Source organism: Herbiconiux gentiana, from assembly GCF_024978135.1.
GTDB lineage: Bacteria > Actinomycetota > Actinomycetes > Actinomycetales > Microbacteriaceae > Herbiconiux > Herbiconiux gentiana.
In genome coordinates, this window is sequence record NZ_JANTEZ010000003.1 from 149,076 (window position 1) to 162,680 (window position 13,605).

Below are 13,605 nucleotides of genomic sequence, written 5' to 3' on the forward strand. Positions count from 1 at the left end.
AGCGCGTGAAGGTGCTTTTGCGCGACCCGGAGGGAGAGAGGCGGCGGGTGGACGCGGGAGGGCGCGCATCAGGCGGCGCGAGGGCAACGGGAGAGCGGGCGAACCGCGGGTCAGGACGAGAGCGCGCGGTACAGCTGCAGCGACGCCGCCGCCACGTCGACCCGCGACCCGGGGGCCACGCGCGGCAGCTCGTGCCCCGCGGGGAGCACGTCGTTCGACGAGTCCCAGAGCAGCTCGTACGCCACGACCCCCTCGTGCACCGGCAACGTCACGGTGATCGGCGACTCCACCCCGTGGATGACCGTGAGGATCCGGTTGAACGGCTCCTCCTCGGGCGTCGACGCCGCCACGTACTGCAGCGTGCGGTTCTCGGGCGAGTTCCAGTCGGCGATCGACATCGACTCCCCCGCGGCGTCGTACCAGTCCATCTGGCTCGATCCCGGCGTGCGCTCGCCGAAGACGCCGTAGCGCACGGGTCGCAGCGCCGGGTTCTCCCGCCGCATGCGCAGCAGGTGCTGGGTCGTGCGCCAGAGCTCCTTCTGCCAGGTGCGCCTGTCCCACGACAGCCAGGTCAGCTCGCTGTCGTGGCAGTAGGCGTTGTTGTTGCCCTTCTGGCTGCGGCCGAACTCGTCGCCCGCCGTGATCATCGGCACACCCGCCGAGAGCAGCAGCGTGCCCATGAGGTTGCGCATCGCACGACGACGGGCCTGCTCGATCGTGCGCGAGGTGGTGGGCCCCTCGATGCCGTGGTTGTACGACATGTTGTTGTCGCTGCCGTCGCGGTTCGACTCCCCGTTGCCCACGTTGTGCTTGACGTTGTAGGCCGTGAGGTCGGCGAGCGTGAATCCGTCGTGGGCCGTCACGAAGTCGACGGACGCGAGCGGGCCGCGGGCCTGAGCGAAGGTGTTCGACGATCCGGCGATGCGGGTGGCGAGCATCCCGACCCCGTCGCCCGGGTTGCCGTTCTCGCGGATCGACTTGATGTCGCGCAGCCAGAACTTGCGCATGCGGTCGCGGTAGCGGTCGTTCCACTCCGACCACCCCTTGGGGAAGTTGCCGGTCTGCCAGCCGCCCATCCCGACGTCCCACGGCTCGGCGATCATCTTCACGTCGGCGAGCGCCGGGTCGCTGACGATACCGGTGATGAGCGGATGCTCGTGGTCGTAGTAGTGGTCGGCGTTCCGCCCGAGGGTGGCCGCCAGGTCGAAGCGGAACCCGTCCACCTGCACGTCGTTCGCCCAGTACTTCAACGAATCGAGGATCATCCGCGACACGGCCGGCGTCGAGGTGTTGATCGAGTTGCCGCAGCCCGTCACGTCGACGTAGTCGCCGCGCGCCGTCTGCCGGTAGTAGCCGGCGTTGTCGATGCCGCGGAAGCTCGTGGTCGGGCCCATCCGCCCCTCTTCGGCGGTGTGGTTGTAGACCACGTCGAGGATGACCTCGAGCCCCGCCTCGTGCAGCAGCTTCACCATGCCCTTGAACTCGCGCAGCACCGCCGCCGGGCCCTCGGCCTGGGCGGCACGCGAGGCGTAGAGCGAGTGCGGGGCGAAGAAGCCGAGTGTGTTGTAGCCCCAGTAGTTCGTCAGGCCCTGCTTCTGCAGGCGCTGCTCGGAGACGAACGCGTGCACCGGCAGCAACTGGACCGCGGTCACGCCGAGGCTCTTCAGATAGCCGATGCTCGTGTCGTGCGCGAGACCCGCGTAGGTGCCGCGCAGGTGCTCGGGGATGCGCGGGTTGAGCTTGGACAGCCCCTTCACGTGCGCCTCGTAGATGACGGTGTGGTCGAGCGGGGTGTTCGGCTTGGTGACGCCGTGCCAGTCGAACTCCTCGTCGACCACGACGCTCCGCCACTGCTCGCGGCCGGCGCGCACGAGGCCGCGGGCATAGGGGTCGAGCAGCGCGAGGGTCGGGTCGAAGGCGTTCTGCGGGCCGTCGGGCCCGGTGACCCGCAGCGTGTAGCGGCGGCCGGGCGACAGGCTGCGGCTGCGCACGCTCCACACGTCGCTCGCCTCGTCGCGCTCGAGCGGCTTGGTCTTGTAGACCCAGTTCGGGTCCTTATGGTCGTAGAGCAGCAGGTCGATACCCGTCGCCGTCGACGACCACACCCGCAGCTCTCCGCCGTGCGAGGTCTGGCGAACGCCCAGCCGGGCGAGGGGGTCGGCCGCAGTCATGCGACTTAGAGTAGTCACAGCCGGTTCACCCACTGAAATCCCCTCATCATGCCTGTCTATCTCGACCACGCCGCCACCACGCCGATGCTCCCCGCCGCCCGCGCGGCCTACGTCGATGCGCTCGGCGTGGTGGGCAACCCGTCGTCCATCCACAGTCAGGGTCAGCAGGCGAAGCGGATGCTCGAGGAGGCGCGCGAGGCCATCGCCGCGTCGCTCGGGGCCGAGCCCGTCGAGGTCATCCTCACCTCGGGCGGCACCGAGTCGATCAACCTCGGCGTGAAGGGGCTGTTCTGGAAGCGCGCACCGCGCCGGGTCGTGCTCGTGCCGGGCGGGGAGCACCACGCGACGGTCGACGCGGTGGAGTGGCTGGCGTCCCACGAGGGCGCCGAGGTGGTGACGATGCCGGTGGACGAGCTCGGGCGGCTGCATCCATCGGTGCTCGCGGCGGCGCTGGAGCGGCACGGCGACGACGTCGCCCTCGTGAGCCTGCTGTGGGGCAACAACGAGGTGGGCACGATCAACGACGTGGCGGCGCTCGTGGCGGTGGCCCGGGCATCCGGGGTGCCCGTGCACGTCGACGCCGTGGCGGCGTACGGGTACCTGCCGATCGACTTCGCCGCCGTGGGGGCTGCGGCGCTCAGCGTCTCGGCGCACAAGATCGGCGGGCCGGTGGGCATGGGGGCGCTGGTGCTGGCGCGGGCGTGGGAGGTGGAGCCGCTGATCCACGGCGGAAGCCAGCAGCGCGTGCGCTCGGGCACCCAGGACGTCGCCGGCGCGGTGGCGTTCGCGGCGGCGGCGGCCTCGACGCGGCCGTTCCCGGAGCCCTCGTTCGTCGCGGAGCTCGCTGGGGTGCGGGACCGGCTCGTGGCGGGCATCCGGGACGCCGTGCCCGAGGCCGTGCTGCGGGGCGACCCCGCGCCGGACGGACGCCTGCCGGGGAACGCCCACTTCACCTTCCCGGGGTGTGACGGGGACTCGCTGCTGTTCCTGCTCGACCTGGCCGGCTTCTCGGTGTCGACGGGCTCAGCCTGCCAGGCCGGCGTGCCCGAGATCTCGCATGTGCTGCTCGCGATGGGTGTGCCCTCTGACGAGGCGCGCGGCGCCCTGCGCTTCACGCTCGGCCACGGCACGACGGCGGCGGAAGTGGACGCGCTCGCAGCGGCCCTGCCCGCGGCCTACGCCTCGGCGCGCCGCGCGGGCCACGCGACCCGCACCCCCGCGCCCACGGCCTTCGGGTAGCGCAAAGTCCGCTCCCGCCCCGCGCGAAGGCGCTTTTGCGCGACCCAGTCCAAGGGGCCCAAGGAGGCGGAAGGGTTCGGGTCGCGCAAAAGCGCCGCGCGGCGTGCGCGAGGGCGCTTTTGCGCGACCCGGGCGGGCGAGAGTGGGCGGGCGGCGAGCGGGCGGCGCTAGTGCGCGACCGCGATCAGGCCCAGTTCGGCCGGCGACGCCAGGTCGGGGTTCTTCGGCACCACGCGCACCGTGTAGCCGAACGAGCCGGCGCGACCGAGCTGCACCGTGCCCGCGTAGACCAGCTCGGTCGAGTCGGCCGCGGCGGGCGACGCCGTGAGCTCCACCGTCTGCGTCTCGGCCAGCTCGTCGCCGTGCACGGCGTGCCCGTAGACCACCTCGACCGCCACGTCGTCGGGCGACAGCCCGCCCAGCTGCACGTGGGCCCGCACGTGCAGCTCGTCGCCGACCTGCGGGGTGTCGTCGAGCCCGCCCGACTCCACGTGCACGACCGAGACGCCGGGCCAGGCGGCCCGCACGCGCTCCTTCCAGGCCGCGAGCGCGCGCGCCTCCTGGTGGTCGTCGGCACTCATCACGCGCTCGGCCTCGGCGGCCGGGATGTACAGGCGGGTGACGTACTCGCGCACCATGCGCTCGGCGCTCAGCTCGGGCGAGAGCGTGGCGAGGGTGTGCCGGATGCTCTGCAGCCAGTGCTGCGGGATGCCGTCGCCGTCGCGGTCGTAGAACCGCGGCGCGACCTGGTTCTCGAGCAGGTCGTAGAGCGCCTCGGCCTCGATGGCGTCGCGCTCGGCCGAGTCGCCGGCGGAATCGGCGGTGGGGATCGCCCAGCCGTTCTCGCCGTCGAAGTACTCGTTCCACCAGCCGTCGAGGATCGACAGGTTGAGCCCGCCGTTCAGCGCCGCCTTCATGCCCGAGGTGCCGCAGGCCTCGAGAGGCCGCAGCGGGTTGTTCAGCCAGACGTCGGTGCCCGGGTAGAGAAGCTGCGCCATGCCGATGTCGTAGTTCGGCAGGAAGACGATGCGCGTGCGAACCTCGGGGTCGCTCGCGAACTGCACGAGCTTCTGGATCAGGCGCTTGCCCTCGTCATCGGCCGGGTGCGACTTGCCCGCGATCACGAACTGCACGGGCCGCTCGGGGTTCAGCAGGATGGCCTTCAACCGCGCCGGGTCATGCAGCATCAGCGTGAGCCGCTTGTAGGTCGGCACGCGCCGGGCGAAGCCGATCGTGAGCACGGACGGGTCGAGCAGGTTCTGGAACCAGGCCGGCGGGATCGAGTCGGGGTTCTGCTCGCGCCAGGCGTCGGTGACCCGGCGGCGGGCGTCGTGCACGAGCTGGCGCCGCATGTCGCCGCGCACCGCCCAGAGCTCGCCGTCGGAGACCGCGTCGGAGCGCCAGTCAGCGACCGTGGTGTCGCCCGTGCCGAGCTTGGTGCGGGCGAGCTCCTGCAGCAGCGGGTCGGTCCAGGTGGGGGCGTGCACGCCGTTGGTCACCGAGGTGATCGGCACGTCGTCGCGGTCGAAGCCCGGCCAGAGCCCGCTGAACATGCCGCGCGAGACGGCGCCGTGCAGCACCGAGACGCCGTTCGTGCGCTGGCCGAGCCGGAGGCCCAGCACCGCCATGTTGAACACGTCGGGTGATCCGCCCTCGTAGTCCTCGGCGCCGAGCGAGAGCACCGACGACACCTCGAGGCCCGGCAGCATGTCGGTGGAGAAGTACCGCTCCACGAGCCCGCGATCGAAGCGGTCGATGCCGGCCGGCACCGGGGTGTGGGTGGTGAACACGGTGCCCGCGCGCACGACCTGCAGCGCCTCGTCGAAGGAGAGCCCGTTGCCGATCAGGGTCGAGATGCGCTCGAGGCCGAGGAACCCGGCGTGCCCCTCGTTGGTGTGGTACACCTCGGGCATCGGCTGGTCGCTGAGCTCGGAGACCACCTCGAGCGCGCGCACGCCGCCGATGCCGAGCAGGAGCTCCTGCAGCAGGCGGTGCTCGCCGCCGCCGCCGTAGAGGCGGTCGGTGACGCTGCGCAGAGCGTCGTCGTTGTCGGGGATGTCGGTGTCGAGCATCAGCAGGCGCACGCGGCCGACCTGCGCCTGCCAGATGCGGGCGTAGAGCGCCCGGTCGTCGGGCAGGGCGAGCACGATCTGCGCGGGAGTGCCGTCGGCCAGGCGTAGCACCGACAGCGGCAGTCCGTCGGGGTCGAGCACGGGGTAGCTCTCCTCCTGCCAGCCGTCGCGCGAGATGGCCTGCCGGAAGTACCCCGAACGGTAGAACAGCCCGACGCCGATGATCGGCACACCGAGGTCGGACGCGGCCTTGAGGTGGTCGCCCGCGAGGATGCCGAGGCCGCCCGAGTACTGCGGCAGGGCGGCGGCGATGCCGAACTCGGGCGAGAAGTAGCCGATCGACCGCGGCCGGGGGCCCTCGAGGCCCTGGTACCAGCGCGGCTCGCCGAGGTAGGCGTTCAGGTCGTCGCGCAGGCTGTTCGCCCAGGCCACGAAGCCCGGGTCGTCGGCGAGCTGCGAGAGCCGCTCGGGTCGAACCGCGCCGAGCAGCGCCACCGGGTCGCCCTGGGTCGCGCGCCAGTCGTCGGGCGAGATGTGCGCGAAGATCTGCTGGGTCGGCTGATGCCACGCCCAGCGCAGGTTGGCGGCGAGCTCACCGAGCGCCGACAGCGCCTCCGGCAACACGGATCTGACGGTGAACCTGCGAATCGCTCTCACGCGACGCCCTCCTCCAAACGATGGGTCTTCGATCCCGGCAAGCATAGGGCCGAGGGGCGACGCCGACGTGAACACACCGTTGCAGCGCCTCCCGTTCTCGGTAGGGTCTGACATGTGGCAGCTACTCGGAAACGTCCCGCAACGACCCCCGCCTCCAAGGCCCGCACGACGGTGCAGGCACCCCCTGCGCCGGTGACGGAGCCCGCACCGGCCGCCCCGGCCGCTTCCGCCTTCCGCCCCGCGGTCGGCCGCATCCCCATCCTCGACGTCTTCCCCTCGGTCGACGGCGGCCGCTTCACCGCGAAGGGCTACGTCGGCGAGGTCATGCCCTTCGGTGCGACCGTCTTCCGCGAGGGCCACGACGCCGTCGGCGCCCACCTCGAGCTCGAGGCGCCTGACGGAACCGTCATCGACCGCCCGCTCACCCGCACCCACAGCTGGGACGACGAGTGGCGCGGTCTCGCCCAGGTCACGAGCCCCGGTCGGTGGCGCTTCCGCATCCGCGGCTACAGCGACGACTACGCCACCTGGGAGCACAACGCGAGCGTCAAGATCGCCGCCGGCATCGACGTCGAGCTCATGTTCGCCATCGGTGCGCAGCTGTTCCACCGCCTCTCCGCCGAGGAGCACCGCCCCGCCGACGAGCGCACCCTGTTCGCCGAGATCTCGGCGCAGCTCGGCGAGACGGCCGGCCCCCCGGCCGAGCGCCTGGGTGCGGCCTACGGCACGAGGGTGACGGATGCTCTGCGAGCCCGCCCCGCCGAGAGCCTCGTCACCCATTCCGACTGGCACCCCCTGAAGGTGGAGCGCACGCTCGCCGGCGCCGGCGCCTGGTACGAGTTCTTCCCGCGGTCGATCGGAGCCGAGCAGGCGCCCGACGGCACCTGGACGAGCGGCACCTTCCGCAGCGCGGAGTCCCGCCTCCCCGAGGTCGCCGCCATGGGCTTCGACGTGCTCTACCTGCCGCCCATCCACCCGATCGGCGAGGCCTTCCGCAAGGGCCGCAACAACACGCTCGACCCGCAGCCGGGCGACCCCGGTTCCCCGTGGGCCATCGGCGGGGCCGCCGGCGGTCACGACACCGTGCATCCCGACCTGGGCGACCAGAGCGACTTCGAGCATTTCGCCGCCGAGGTCGCAGCCAACGGGCTCGAGCTCGCGCTCGACTTCGCCCTGCAGGCGTCGCCCGACCACCCGTGGGTGGCCGAGCATCCGGAGTGGTTCACGACGCTGCCTGACGGGACGATCGCCTACGCCGAGAACCCGCCGAAGAAGTACCAGGACATCTACCCGATCAACTTCGACAACGACCCCGAGGGCATCCGGGCCGAGGCGCTGCGCATCCTGGAGCACTGGATCGCGCTGGGCGTGAAGATCTTCCGCGTCGACAACCCGCACACGAAGCCGCTGGACTTCTGGGAGTGGATCATCCACGAGGTGAACTCCGCGCACCCCGAGGTCGTCTTCCTGGCCGAGGCCTTCACCCGCCCGGCGCCGATGCAGGGGCTCGCGAAGGTGGGGTTCCAGCAGTCGTACAGCTACTTCACCTGGCGCAACACGCGCACCGAGATCGAGGAGTTCTTCACCTCCATCTCGCAGGAGACCGACGCCTTCATGCGGCCGAACCTGTTCGTGAACACCCCCGACATCCTCACCGAGTACCTGCAGTTCGGCGGTCGTCCGGCGTACCTCATCCGGGCCGTGCTCGCGGCCACCGGGGCGCCGCTCTGGGGCGTGTACTCGGGCTACGAGCTGATCGAGAACGTGGCCCGCCCGGGTGCCGAGGAGAACATCGACAACGAGAAGTACGAGTACAAGGCGCGCGACTACTCGGCCGCCGAGGCGAGCGGGCTCTCGATCGCGCAGGAGATCACGCGGCTGAACGCCATCCGCCGGGCGCACCCCGCGCTCGGCCAGCTGCGCAACCTGCGGGTGCACGGCAGCGACGACGACGCGATCGTCGTGTACTCCAAGCACCTCGACGCCGAGTTCACGCCCGACGGAGTGGCCGACACGGTGCTCGTCGTCGTGAACCTCGACCCGCACTCGGTGCGCGAGACCACCGTGCACCTCGACCTCTCGCTCCTCGGCCTGCCGGCGGGCTCGACCTTCGGGGTCACCGACCTGTTCACCGGCGAGAGCTACGAGTGGTCGGAGCACGACTACGTGCGGCTCGACGCCTTCAGCCGCCCGGCGCACATCTTCCACGTCACCCGACCCAGCGAAGGCGGAGCCTCCTGATGACCACTCCCGACGGCACGACGGCCCTCACCCTCCCCGAGCTCTCCGAGGAGCTGCTCGCCCAGGTGGCGAACGGCTCGTACTACAACCCCCACGAGGTGCTCGGCCAGCACCTCGTGAACGCGGAGGGCGTCTCCGACCCGATCACGGTCATCCGCACCCTGCGCCCGTTCGCCACCGAGGTGAGCGCGGTGCTCTCCAACGGCGCCCGCGCCTCGCTCACGCACCTCTGGGGCGGCATCTGGCAGGGCTTCACCCTGACGGGCCTGAACGACTACGAGATCGAGGCGCGCTACGACGACGGCACGAGCTGGACGGCCGACGACCCCTACCGCTACTCCCCCACGCTGGGCGAGCTCGACCTGCACCTGATCGGCGAGGGCCGGCACGAGAAGCTCTGGGACGTGCTCGGCTCGCACGTGGAGACGGTGCGCGGCGTCGACTCCGACACCGAGGGCACCGCGTTCGCCGTCTGGGCGCCGCACGCCCGCGCGGTGCGCGTGATCGGCGACTTCAACGGCTGGGACGGCACCCGTCACGCCATGCGCAGCCTCGGCGGCACGGGTGTCTGGGAGCTGTTCGTCCCGGGCATCGGCGCCGGTTCGAACTACAAGTGGGAGATCCTGACCCAGCACGACCAATGGGTGCAGCGCGCCGACCCGATGGCCCGGGCCACCGAGGTGCCGCCGCTCACCGCCTCCGTGATCGGCGAGAGCTCGTACACCTGGCAGGACGAGACGTGGATGACCGCCCGCGCGGCCACCGACCCCCACGTGAACCCGATGAGCGTCTACGAGATGCACCTCGGCTCCTGGAAGCCCGGACTGGACTACCGCACCCTCGCGGACGAACTCATCCCGTACCTGGAGCACACCGGATTCACGCACGTGGAGTTCATGCCGCTGGCCGAGCATCCGTTCGGTGGCAGCTGGGGCTACCAGGTCACCGGCTACTACGCGCCCACCTCGCGCTTCGGCTCGCCCGACGACCTGCGCTACCTGATCGACCGGCTGCACCAGGCGGGCTTCGGCGTGCTGATGGACTGGGTGCCCGGGCACTTCCCCAAGGACGAGTGGGCGCTCGCCCGCTTCGATGGCGAGGCGCTCTACGAGCACGCCGACCCGCGCCGCGGTGAGCAGCCCGACTGGGGCACGCTCGTGTTCGACTTCGGCAACAGCAAGGTGCGCAACTTCCTCGTCGCGAACGCGCTGTACTGGCTCGAGGAGTTCCACATCGACGGTCTTCGGGTCGACGCCGTGGCGAGCATGCTCTACCTCGACTACTCCCGCAAGGAGGGCGAGTGGCTGCCGAACCAGTACGGAGGGCGCGAGAACCTCGAGGCCATCAGCCTGCTGCAGGAGGTGAACGCCACCGCCTACCGCAAGTACCCCGGCATCGTGATGATCGCCGAGGAGTCGACCTCGTGGCCCGGCGTCACGCACGCCACCAGCCGCGGCGGGCTCGGCTTCGGCATGAAGTGGAACATGGGGTGGATGCACGACACCCTGTCGTACATCGCGGAAGACCCGATGTACCGCATGTACCACCACGGCGAGATCACCTTCTCGTTCGTCTACGCCTTCAGCGAGAACTTCATGCTGCCGATCTCGCACGACGAGGTCGTGCACGGCAAGGGCTCGCTGCTGAACAAGATGCCGGGCGACCACTGGCAGAAGCTCGCGAACCTGCGGGCGTACCTCGGCTTCATGTGGGCGCACCCGGGCAAGCAGCTGCTGTTCATGGGCCAGGAGTTCGGGCAACCGAGCGAGTGGAGCGAGGAGCGCGGGCTCGACTGGTGGATCCTCGACCAGCCGGTTCACCAGCAGCTGCTCTCGCTCGTGGGGCACCTCAACCGGGTGTACCGCGAGAACCCGGCCCTGTGGGCGCTCGACAACGAGCCCGCGGGCTTCGAGTGGATCGACGGCGGCTCGTCGTCGCAGAACCTCGTGTCGTTCCTGCGCTGGGACAGCGAGGGCAACCCAATCGCCGTGCTGATGAACTTCTCGGGTGCCCCCGTGGGCCCGTACCGCGTCGGACTGCCCTTCGGCGGCCGCTGGGACGAGCTCGTCAACACCGACGCGGTCGAGTACGGCGGATCGGGCGTCGGCAACTACGGCGCCGTCGAGGCCGAGTACGTCCCCTGGTCGGGCCGCCCGGCCTCGGTCGAGCTCACCCTCCCCCCGCTGGCGGCGCTCTTCCTCAAGCCCCACAAGCCCTGACGGGGATCGACCCGTCGCAAAACGCCCTCTCGATGACCTGAGAGGGCGTTTTGCGACGGATGGATCGGGGGTGAGCTCAGTAGAGGAGCATCGTGAGGCGGCGGCGGGCCGCCGTGACGCGCGGGTCGTCGGTGCCGACGATCTCGAAGAGCTCCAGGAGGCGGGTGCGCACCGCCGTTTTGCCGTCGGCGTCCTGCGACGGGAAGAGGTCGAGCAGGCGGCCGAAGGCGTCGTCGATGTGCCCGCCCGAGACGTCGAGGTCGGCCACGAGCATCTGCGCGTCGAGGTCGCCCGGGGCCGCGGCGGCCGCCGAGCGGATCTCGTCGAGGGATTTGTCCTGGAGGCGCTCGAGCAGCTTCACCTGGGCGAGACCGGCGACCGCGAGGGCGTCGCGCGGGTTCTGGGCGATGGCGGTCTGGTACTCCCGGATCGCCTCGGCGTAGTCGCCGCGCGCGATGGCGTCGTAGGCCTCGGCGTGGTGCGGCGGCAGCGGCTCCTCGACGGGCTCGGCCGGGCCGTCGCCGGCGTCGCCGACCTCGATCGTTCCGGTGACCCCGTTCTGGGCGGCGAGCTGCAGCACCTGCTCGATGACCGCGCGCACCTCCTCCTCGGGGTAGGAGCCCTGGAACAGCTGCACGGGTCGCCCACCCACCAGGGCGGCGACCGTGGGCACCGACTGCGCCTGGAAGGCCTGCGCGAGCTGGGGGTTGTTCTGCGCGTCGATGCCGACGAGCACGAGCCGGCCGGCGTACGCGGTGACGATGCGGGTCAGCAGCGCGGTGAGCTCGACGCTCGCCTCGGCCCAGTCGGCCTTCAGGTCGACGATCACCGGCACCTGGTTCGACAGCTCGATGAACTGGGTGAAGGTGGCGTCGGTGGCCTCCTGCACGAGGGCACCGGCGGCGCCGGGGCCTCCCGCTGCTCGGGGGGCACCAGGGGCTCCGGGGGCTCCCGGGGCACCGGATGCTCCGCCCGCACCCGCCCCGGCCCCGGCACCCGGGGCGCCCGGCTGAGGCCGGTTCACCAGCGACGACAGGTCGACGGCTCCGCGCAGGCTCGCGGCGGAGGGCGGGATCATGCTCACGGCAGCTCCTTGGCTTGGATCAGCCCCTGGGTGAACCCGAGGAGCTCGGCTTTGCTGGAGTCACCCGACGGCGGGATGTAGAACAGCAGCTGGTAGTCGTAGACCGCCTCGGTGCCCTTGGCCGACTCGGTGACCCCCGAGAGCGCCTTCACGGCACCCGTGGGGCTCACGGTGGCGCCCGACTCGACCGGCTTCACCGTCTGCGACTCCCGCAGGTTCACGGCGACGAGGCCGCCCGAGCCGCTGGTCGCCAGCGCGATGTCCTGACCCGGCGCGTCGACCGAGGCGAACTCCATCGACGCGGTGGTCGAGAAGCCGGCCTTCTGGTCGGCCTTGAACTGCGCTCCGACCTGCGTGCGCAGGGTGTCGCCCTCGGGGTCGACGTCGCCGATGTACTGGCTCGCGTCGCCGTTCAGCAGGATGTCGGCGTAGGCCGTCTTCAGCTGGTCGGGCGTGAGGGTGAGCAGCTTGGTCTCGGGCGCGAGGCGCGTGGTGCCGACGCTCGCGGCCGCCACCGGCGGCAGGCTCGTGTCGGGCTCGAGCGAGATCTCGTAGTAGACCTTGTAGTTCGCGCGCGGGCTCTCCTGCACGAGCATGAGCGCCACGGGCGGAACCGTGGTGTCGTCGGCCTGCACGACGGTGAACACCGTCTTCGGCCAGGTGCTGCTCGCCTGCGGCAGCACGACCTGCAGCGGGCCGGCGGGGATGGCCTGCGGCGCCGGGTACTCGGGATAGCCGGCGCGGATGGCGTACGTGGCGCCCCGCAGGTCGAGGGCGGGGCCCTCGAAGCGGCTCGACAGCGCGTCGGTGCTCGACGCGGCGTCGCCCTCGGCGGCCACGGTGGAGATGTTCGCGACGATCGCCTCGAGCTGCGCCTCGGTGACCGCGGGCGTCGGGGAGTCGTCGTCGGCGTCGTCGACCGGCAGGGCCCCGTCGGCACCGGGGGTCGCCGTCGGGTCGGGGGTCGCGGCCGTCGTCGCCGCATCCGTCGACGTCGCCGGGGCCGCCTGCGGCCAGTAGTCGCTCGAGCAGCCGCCGAGCGCGACCACGCTGGCGAGCGCGACGGGCAGGGCGATGATCGGGGCGATCGAACGTCGGCCGCGCTTCATGCCCGACTCGATGGCGTTGGTGCGCGACGGCGAGAACCGCTTGCCCTTGGGCAGCGCCGGTGGCTTGCGACGAGGGCGCTGCGAGCGGCGCATGTGGAGCAGCCCGAGCACGAGCAGCACCAGACCGGCGATGAGGAACACCACGCCGGCGACCAGGAGCGGGCCGACCCACGGGGTGGCGTTGGCGATGGGCCAGGAGATGCGCACCTGCGAGGGCGCGGGCTGGGTGCCGTCGGAGGCCACGATCACCGAGTAGCCCGCGGGCAGGCTGAGCGTGCGGTACATGGCGTCGTCGGAGGTGAACTGCTCGAGCCAGAGATCGCTGCCCGCCGGGTTCGCCGAACCCGCGGCCACGTTGTCGGCCGCGTCGGCGTTCGCCTCGACCGGGGTCGCCGTGATCTCGTCGGTGTCGACGTCGAGCCCGATCGAGGTGTAGGCCGAGCCGTTCAGCCAGGCCTCGACGTCGGAGGTGCGGCCGTAGGCGGCGAACACCGTGTCACTGCCGGTGAGGGCCAGCGTCTGCCGACCCTGGTGCGCGAGCAGCGCCGACGAGTCGATCATGAGATAGGGCGTCGGGTCGTCGACGGCGACCGTCGAGGCGACCGTGGACGGCGGGAGGAACACGGTTCGCTGCGCGACGCCGACGCCGATCAGCGCGGTCGCGATGATGAAGGCGAAGATGGCGAAGATAAAGCGCACGAAGACTCCTGACAAAGACATTAAAAGATAGCGGATGCGCTGCCGCCCGGCGCACAGGCGGCGTTCAGGCGACAAGTAGGATTGCTTCACGTCGCCGACACCACCTTCGAGGGA

Annotated in this window: 7 protein-coding genes; 3 read left to right on the forward strand and 4 right to left on the reverse strand. The window is 71.1% G+C overall.

The window, feature by feature from the left end; genetic code table 11:
* Positions 1-110 precede the first annotated feature (110 nt).
* Positions 111-2,171, reverse strand: coding sequence for a glycogen debranching protein GlgX (gene glgX / locus NVV95_RS07780; protein WP_259485984.1), 2,061 nt, complete (start codon positions 2,169-2,171; stop codon positions 111-113).
* A 48-nt stretch (positions 2,172-2,219) separates the two neighbouring features.
* On the opposite strand from glgX, the gene NVV95_RS07785 reads away from it, so the two are divergent.
* Entirely contained in the window at positions 2,220-3,410 is a 1,191-nt protein-coding gene (locus tag NVV95_RS07785; protein ID WP_259485985.1) for a cysteine desulfurase family protein, read from the forward strand.
* A 167-nt stretch (positions 3,411-3,577) separates the two neighbouring features.
* On the opposite strand, the gene glgP is transcribed toward NVV95_RS07785, so the two are convergent.
* The gene (gene glgP / locus NVV95_RS07790; RefSeq protein WP_259485986.1) at positions 3,578-6,139 is read right to left on the reverse strand and encodes an alpha-glucan family phosphorylase; all 2,562 of its coding nucleotides are present in this window, start codon (positions 6,137-6,139) and stop codon (positions 3,578-3,580) included.
* A gap of 192 nt (positions 6,140-6,331) precedes the next feature.
* Here glgP and NVV95_RS07795 point away from each other — a divergent pair, with 192 nt between their 5' ends.
* Together NVV95_RS07795 and glgB are read left to right on the forward strand one after the other, a co-directional pair.
* Positions 6,332-8,380 carry a maltotransferase domain-containing protein gene (locus NVV95_RS07795; protein WP_259485987.1) on the forward strand — a complete coding sequence of 683 codons (2,049 nt, stop codon included), beginning with the start codon at positions 6,332-6,334 and terminating at the stop codon, positions 8,378-8,380.
* Positions 8,377-10,599 (forward strand): 1,4-alpha-glucan branching protein GlgB, encoded by a 2,223-nt coding sequence (gene glgB / locus NVV95_RS07800; protein WP_259486463.1) that lies wholly within the window; start codon positions 8,377-8,379, stop codon positions 10,597-10,599. Before NVV95_RS07795 ends, glgB begins: the two co-directional genes overlap by 4 nt.
* 76 nt (positions 10,600-10,675) lie before the next feature.
* Here glgB and NVV95_RS07805 read toward each other — a convergent pair whose 3' ends face one another.
* Together NVV95_RS07805 and NVV95_RS07810 are read right to left on the reverse strand one after the other, a co-directional pair.
* Positions 10,676-11,683, reverse strand: a complete 1,008-nt coding sequence (locus NVV95_RS07805; RefSeq protein WP_259485988.1) for a tetratricopeptide repeat protein — start codon at positions 11,681-11,683, stop codon at positions 10,676-10,678.
* Positions 11,680-13,491 (reverse strand): DUF8094 domain-containing protein, encoded by a 1,812-nt coding sequence (locus tag NVV95_RS07810; protein ID WP_259485989.1) that lies wholly within the window; start codon positions 13,489-13,491, stop codon positions 11,680-11,682. The genes NVV95_RS07805 and NVV95_RS07810 overlap by 4 nt, the downstream gene beginning before the upstream one ends.
* Positions 13,492-13,605: the final 114 nt, after the last annotated feature.

Bases quoted from the DNA above. Each gene is read 5' to 3' on its own strand.
- glgX (WP_259485984.1), bottom strand. From the start codon at position 2,171: ATGACTGCGGCCGACCCCCTCGCCCGGCTGGGCGTTCGCCAGACCTCG.
- NVV95_RS07785 (WP_259485985.1), top strand. From the start codon at position 2,220: ATGCCTGTCTATCTCGACCACGCCGCCACCACGCCGATGCTCCCCGCC.